Here is a 274-nt window from a genome sequence, read left to right as displayed (position 1 = left end):
CCTGCGTCTGCTGCTGGTGGGTTTCGAGTCCGGCGACGACCAGATTCTCGTGAACATCAAGAAGGGCGTACGCACGGATTTCGCCCGCCGTTTTAGCGCCGATTGCAAGAAGCTCGGCATCAAGATTCACGGCACGTTTATTCTGGGTCTGCCGGGCGAGACGCAGGACACGATTAAGAAGACCATCGAATACGCGAAGGAAATCAATCCGCACACGATTCAGGTTTCGTTGGCCGCGCCGTATCCGGGCACGACGCTCTACAAACAGGCGGTA

Annotated in this window: 1 pseudogene; it reads left to right on the top strand. The window is 56.9% G+C overall.

Annotated elements, in window-relative coordinates:
- Positions 1-274, top strand: a pseudogene (locus U5A67_RS40635) (hopanoid biosynthesis associated radical SAM protein HpnJ); the annotation flags it as partial.

Source organism: Paraburkholderia sp. J69-1 (assembly GCF_905220255.1).
GTDB lineage: Bacteria > Pseudomonadota > Gammaproteobacteria > Burkholderiales > Burkholderiaceae > Paraburkholderia.
This window is presented reverse-complemented; position numbering and strand designations above follow the sequence as displayed.